Consider the following 6824-nt stretch of genomic DNA (forward strand, 5'->3'; position numbering starts at 1 on the left):
GGTCCTGTCTGCTCAACTTTTTTTACTGTTCACTCTGCCATTTTTTCAAGGTGTCGTTCGCCTCGTCCTTTTCCTTGAAGGGCTGGGGCTGGGCCAGCGCCTTTTCCAGCTCCTTGATCGCCTCTTGCTTTTTGCCCTCGCCATACAAGGCCAAGGCCAGGTGATAGCGCAGCACGGGCATGTTGTCCTGTTTCTGCACCGCCTGGTTGAACTCGTTGCGGGCCAGGCCGAACGAGCCCCGCTTGTAATGCACCCAGCCAAGGGTATCGATGATATGGGCATCGTCGGGCTGTTGCTGCTTGGCGATCATGGCCAGGCGCAGCGCCTCTCCCAGATCCGGATCCTTGCCTTCGGCGATCAACCAGGCCAGATTGTTGGCCGCCGGCGCGAAGTCGGATTTGACCTCCAACGCCTTGGTATAGGCCTCCTTGGCCAGATCGCTCTTGCCGCTCTGCTCGTAGAGGCTGCCCAGGCCCATGTAAGCCCCCAGGGATTTGGGTTGTTTTGCCAGGAGGTCCTTGAATTCGGCAATGGCCTGGTCGGTCTTGCCCTGCCGGGACCAAATCATGGCACTCATGGCATAGGTCTGGGGATTATCCGGATCGAGGTCTTGCGCTTTCTGATAGAGTTCGAGAGCCTTGTCCGGTTGATTCGCACTCAGATACAGATTCGCCAGCAAAATATGCATTCCGCCGCTTTTGGGAGCCTTGGCAATCTGCGCCTCGGTCATTTTGATCAGATCTTCCTGCTTGGCACCTCCCTTCTGGGCGATCTGGAGCAGGAACGCAAAGGCTTTGACGTTATCGGGCTGCAGGGCTACCACTTTTTCAAATGCCTGCTTGGCCTTGGGCTCCTGCTGCAGGCCAATGTAGGCCAGACCGAGGCTGCCCAGGATTTCCACGTTGTCCGGCACCTTGGTGTTGAGCTCGGAAAACATTTTTTCTGCAGTATCGTATTCCTTGGTGAACAGCACGCCCTTGGCAAGGGTCATGGCCGCTTGAAAGTCGCGGGGATTGATTTTCAGGGCGATTGCGGCTTCTCTTTTGGCGACCTCGAATTCGCCTTCCTGGAGCGCAAGGAGGGCAAGCAAGGCGTGAGCCTTGGCGAATCCGGGATTGAGCCGAATCGATTCCAGCAAAGCCTCCTTGGCCAGCTTCATGTCCTTGAGATTGCTGTGCGCCACGGCCTTGACGAAATACAACTCGCCCCACTTGGGATAATCCCGGATGAGATTCGTGATCACATCCAAGGCTTCCTGGTTTTTTCCGTCCTTCAACAGGAACTTGGCATTCACCAGGGCGGCGGTGGCGTTTTTGTCGTTGGTCTTGGCCACCTTGGCCAGCATTTCTTTTGCTTGATCGAACTTGCCGTAGTCAAAATAAAAATTTGCCAACTGCGCTTCGAATTCCTCTGGTTTGTCCGCCGAGGCAATGGCATCCTTAAACATTTGCTCGGCTTGGTCGAGGGCGCCCTTCTTGACATAGAAATCGGCGACCGCCGCTTTCAGTCTGCTGTTTTTGGGATCGAGCTTCAGGGCTTGCTGTAAATGCTGCTCGGCCTTGTCCACATCATTCTCAAGGAGATCGATAGAGGCCATTTGCAGGTACGGCTGGGGGGAATCGGGCAAGGCAGCGGCCATCTTGTCCAGCGTGGCCCGCGCCTTGTCCAATTCCTTGCGCTCCACATAAAAGGCAGCGAGCGTGGCGAAATTGATTATTTTCTTGCCATCCAACTCCAGCGCTTTGGTAAAAGCCTGCTCCGCATCCGCGAACTGTCCCTTGATGCCAAGGATTCGGCCCTTGATGATATACAGGCGATCTTCGTTGGGGGAGGCCGCAATGGCTTTGTCGATCGCGGCCAGGGCGCTGTCGATCTTGCCGTCGATCAATTCCAGGTTGGCTAGCAGCGCCAAGGCGTCTTTATTGTCTGGGGTCTGCTTGAGCACCTTTTCTATCTCGCTGCGGGCCTCCTCCTTCTTTTGACCCAACAGATAGAACTCCGCCGTCTTGATACTGGCATCCAGATTTTTGGGGTCGAGGGTCGCCGCGCGTTGCAGCTCTTCAAATGCCTGGCGCGCGTCACCGCTTTTGAGATAGAGCAGGCCCAACTGATAGCGGGCCTGGGCGTATTTGGGGTCAATCTGGATGGCGGTGCGCAATTCAATGATGGCTTCCTTGTCCTTGTGCTCCTGCAGGTAAGACATGGCTTTTTGATAGTGCTCTTCCTTGTTCTTCTCTTCAAAACACCCCGTAAGAAGCACGGAGCAGAGCAAGAGCGAGGAAAAGGCGGCCAGGAAAGACAAACGGTTTGATTTCATGATGATCCTTCTCGCAAAGTGGGCTGGGCACGGGAAATGGGTTAAGGGGCCTACTCTTCAACAATTCTTATATCGCACCGCGTGCATTTGAGGAATAAAAAACGAGGATCACGCATGATCGAGGCATTTTTTTCTCAAAAGGCCGGAAAAAGGTTCGTATTCGTAAAAATACTCAAGAGGTGAGAAAAGTAGAAGGATTCCTTTTTTTGTTTTGACCTAACACCGCGATGCCGGTAGCATAAAATGTCAATAAGTTCATCCTGCTGAGTCAAAAGGAGAGAGGCATGAAGACATTTTCCATCGTCACACAGAGGTATTTTTTGGCAGTGATCGGCGCTGTTTTTGTCATGGCGTGGTCATGTTGGGCGGCTGAATCGGGGAGTGATGCCGTCGTTAAAGATGAACTCAAAGAAAAATATCGGCAGGAAGTGTTGGGGGGCAAGGGACAATCCCCAAAAGACCAGGAATACCTGATCGGCTACCGCGACATCCTCTATGTGGAAGTGTACGGCGAAGGCTCCATGGCGGTCGGACCGTCCAATAGCGGCCAAGGCGCGCCTCAGGCTGAAGGCCAGGATTTCCTGCGCGGGCGGGGTACGGGCGCGGAAGTGGGCGTGGACGGGCGTGTTTCGCTCCGTCATATCGGCGATGTGTACGTGGTGGGCATGACCTTGCCGCAGCTGGCGCAATATCTAACTAAATTGTACAGCGCCGTATTCAGCGAGCCGAACGTGATCACCTCGGTGGTTCAGAGCAACAGCCGGCAATACACGGTCATGGGACAGGTGAAAACCCCGGGGCTGTTTCATCTCGATCAGCCGATGACCATTGTCAAGGCGATTGCCAAGGCGGGTGGACTGACCGAATGGGCCAAATCCGATATCACGGTGATTCGCCAGGGTAATGACCTGATTGTCGAGAAAGAAAAAGAGAAAGGAAGCGATAAACCGGCGAAGAAAGTCCAGCAATTCCAGTTTGATTACGACGATTTCGTCGCAGGGAAGAATGCCGAGAAGAATATTCAGCTTGAACCCGGTGATGTGGTTGTCGTGCACTGACAACGAGGCTCTTTCATGTGGACAGTTGCTTCTCCTCTGCCAGGACGGACGGTTTTCTACCTCCTGGTTCCCCTGGCTATCGGTGTTGCCCCGGCTCTTGCCCGGGAAACAATAGTCACCGGTACGATGGGAACGGTTGTCGATTATCGTTCGCGATCCTATAAGCAGGGTGAGGTCGGAACTCTTTCCGACGACGGGGACCGGAAGAAAATCGGCATTCAGCCCGAAGTGTTGATAGTTTCGAACGATGTTCGGGATTTCCTGAGCCTGCGATACAGTCCCACGCTCAGCTATGATTATGTGGTCGAGGATAATCAGGTCGACCACCAACTCGATCTTCAGGGCGAACGATGGCTCTCGCAGGCTTGGTCGGTTTCCGTGTCGGAGAACTATATCCGTTCCGACGATCCAGGAACGCCCACCCGCGGCAAGACTTCCGACGTGTTTGCCAGTAGCGGCGGACAGGCGTCGCCGTTTGACACGCCAACAGAGCTCTCCCGGGACCAGAACGGCCGGAAATACTGGACCAACACCGCCAGTGCGCGGACCAGTTATGTGCTCGATAAAGACAGCCGAATCAACGGAGGCTACTCCTACTCTGTTCTGCGCAACGACGAGAGTGTCGGCGGGTATGAAGACTATGACCGGCATAGCTTTTATACCGATTTGACCCATGGATTCACCCAGAATTGGCGGGGTAATTTGGGACTGGACTACACCCGGGGCCTGTATGACCGCACTCAAGGGCTTTTTGATACCAATGCAACCGACAACGGCACCCCGGACCTCGATCAATACGGTTTTCGGGTGGGGGTCGATTTTGTTCGCACCCCCCATGACTTTTATCCCCTCAAATATTCATTGAATGAAAGCCGATACGCTGACGATACCCGCCCGGGTAACGAAATTCATTCGTGGTCTTTGGGCTGGGATCATGCCTTCGATTCCCGTACCCGGGTAGCGCTTGGAGGGGGGCCTTCTTTTGCTAAAACCGAGGGGCTGGATGGCACCTGGGGATACAATGCTTATGCCACCTTGATGAGAACCTTTGAACACGCCTCGCTCTCGCTGGAACTCAGTAAGGTATATCAGACGAACAATTTTTCCGGCAACTCGGCGGATAGCGGTTTGACCGACACCTACAGTGCAAGGGCCACGTTTTCATACCGTCACACCCAAAATTTGGCGTTCAATGTATACGGCGGTTACAGCATGGAATCCAACTTTGAACCGCAGGGTATTTATCAAGTCGAGGCTGGCGGTGGAGCGGCTCCAGCCGGGAAAACCGGTGGCAACAGCTACGACAAGAATATTTACGATGCCGGCATCGGCTGCACCTATACCTTTGGCCGTTGGTACACTGCCGGCCTGAATTATGGCTATTATGTTTCCGATGGCAACCTAGCCAACGACCAGTACACCGACCACCAGCTATTGTTTACCTTGAGAGCCAGCCACGAACTCTGGCGCTGGTGAATGACAGACGACTGATCCTGAAATCCGTAAACTGTCTGGCGGCGAAAGCTTTTTCCGCTTTTACCGGACGTCTTCCTGTCTTTTTCCCTCTTGATGCCGTTGGCTGCTCCGCTGTAAGTTTTTTTTGAGTAATTTTTGGAGGATACTTGTGAATATTACGATTATCGGCACCGGTTATGTTGGACTGGTGAGTGGTACATGCTTTTCCGAATTCGGGCATGAAGTCGTTTGTGTCGATCATGACGAGGCAAAAATAGCGACTCTCTGCCAAGGACAAATTCCGATTTACGAACCGGGCTTGGCCGCTCTGGTTGCCAAGAACGTGGCAGCCGGTCGCTTACGGTTCACCACCGACCTCAGCCAGGCCGTACCGAAAGCTGATGCGGTCTTTCTCGCGGTGGGTACACCTTCCAGCCGCCGTGGAGACGGTTACGCCGACCTCAGTTATCTGTACGAAGCCGCCCGCAGCCTTGCTGCCCATCTGGCCGGATATACGGTGGTGGTCGATAAAAGCACAGTGCCCGTAGGCACGGCACGACAGGTGGAACGGATCATTCGCGAAGCCAATCCCGGCGCCAGCTTCGATATGGCCTCCAACCCCGAATTTTTGCGAGAGGGGGCGGCAATCAACGATTTCATGCGGCCAGACCGGGTCGTCGTAGGGGTGGAAAGCGAACAGGCGACTTCGGTTCTACGAGAAATTTATACCCCGTTGTATCTTATTGAGACCCCCATCGTGATTACCAGCATTGAAACCGCCGAGTTGATCAAGTACGCGGCCAATGCCTTTTTGGCGGTTAAGATCAGCTTTATTAACGAAATGGCGGCCATCTGCGAAGCCGTGGGGGCTGACACCATCGCCCTAGCCAAGGGAATAGGACTTGACGGCCGAATAGGTAAAAAATTTTTGCATCCTGGCCCAGGGTATGGTGGCTCCTGTTTTCCTAAGGATACGGTCGCGTTGTTGCGTACCGTCCAAGAGCATGGGGTCAGCGCCCGTATCGTCGAGGCGGCTGTCGAAGTGAATGCCGCTCAGAAGGCGCGGATGGTCAAGAAGATTCGTGATGCCCTTGGTGGAAGCGAGTCGGGCAAAACGATCGGGGTGCTCGGACTTGCTTTCAAACCGGAGACGGACGACATGCGCGAGGCGCCTGCCTTGACCATCCTACCGGCCCTGCTTGAGCGAGGGGCAAAGATACAGGCACATGATCCACAGGGGATGCACGAGGCAGCGAAACTGCTACCCGCATCGATGGTGTATGTCGACGATCCGCTCGAGGTGTTTGACAACGCGGATGCGGTGGTGCTGCTGACAGAATGGAATCAGTATCGAGCGCTGGATTTCAGCAAGATGAAAGGTAGGATGCGCCAGCCCATCTTCATTGATTTGCGCAACGTCTACGAACCGCACAAGGTGCGTGCGGCCGGTTATGCCTACCATGGCAATGGCCGAGGGTATTGACGAAGAAAATGGGGCTTGAGGAAAAACGAGGAGGAATAGGAGTCCGTCAGGCCCTTTTGTTTCTCCTCAATTGGAAATGGACAACCGAGCCGTTACAGTAAGGAGTAAGGACTCTGAGGTTGGTCGTCAACAAAGGACACCAAATGAGTCACGCGGCCAGTAGCTGTTCATAATACCGACGTTCAAAGGCAGCGGGAGGGTGTGTCCACAATTTGTGTAAGTCGGTTTTTCTATTGAGGGGGGGAATCTGTCCTCAAACATGATGGCAAACCTGTTCAGTGATTCTGCCCGTATTGAGTGGACATCCAGTTAAGCTGCTTTGAGAGCTTCAAACGCCATAGGACTAATACGCCCATTCGCACTATGGCGACGGGTACGGTTGTAGTCAACTTCAATATATTCGAACACGGTGTGGCGCATCTTTTCACGAGTGGCAAAGTATTCACCGTGGATGACTTCCCCTTCATGGTGTGAAAGAAACTTTCAGCACAGGCATTGTCGTAGCAGTTGC

The 6824-nt window shown here is 53.9% G+C and carries 4 protein-coding genes and 1 pseudogene; 3 read left to right on the forward strand and 2 right to left on the reverse strand.

The annotated features are described in order from the left end of the window. Positions 1-22: 22 nt before the first annotated feature. A complete protein-coding gene (locus tag RMR13_RS05190) occupies positions 23-2317 on the reverse strand; it encodes a tetratricopeptide repeat protein (protein ID WP_310599575.1) in 2295 nt (764 codons plus the stop codon). A 284-nt stretch (positions 2318-2601) separates the two neighbouring features. Here RMR13_RS05190 and RMR13_RS05195 point away from each other — a divergent pair, with 284 nt between their 5' ends. The 3 genes from RMR13_RS05195 (at position 2602) to RMR13_RS05205 (ending at position 6313) form a co-directional block, all read left to right on the forward strand. Beyond that, on the forward strand, positions 2602-3375 hold the full coding sequence (locus RMR13_RS05195; protein ID WP_310599576.1) for a polysaccharide biosynthesis/export family protein: 774 nt from the start codon (positions 2602-2604) through the stop codon (positions 3373-3375). A 15-nt stretch (positions 3376-3390) separates the two neighbouring features. Further along, entirely contained in the window at positions 3391-4851 is a 1461-nt protein-coding gene (locus RMR13_RS05200; RefSeq protein WP_310599577.1) for a hypothetical protein, read from the forward strand. 148 nt (positions 4852-4999) lie between these two features. Beyond that, positions 5000-6313: a UDP-glucose/GDP-mannose dehydrogenase family protein gene (locus tag RMR13_RS05205; protein WP_310599578.1), complete on the forward strand. Its 1314-nt coding sequence runs from the start codon at positions 5000-5002 to the stop codon at positions 6311-6313. A gap of 309 nt (positions 6314-6622) precedes the next feature. On the opposite strand, the pseudogene RMR13_RS05210 reads toward RMR13_RS05205, so the two are convergent. Then, positions 6623-6824 (reverse strand): annotated as a pseudogene (locus RMR13_RS05210) (IS3 family transposase); the annotation flags it as partial.

Origin of the sequence: Desulfobulbus sp. (assembly GCF_031547805.1) — a bacterium.
In the GTDB taxonomy this organism is placed as follows: domain Bacteria; phylum Desulfobacterota; class Desulfobulbia; order Desulfobulbales; family Desulfobulbaceae; genus Desulfobulbus.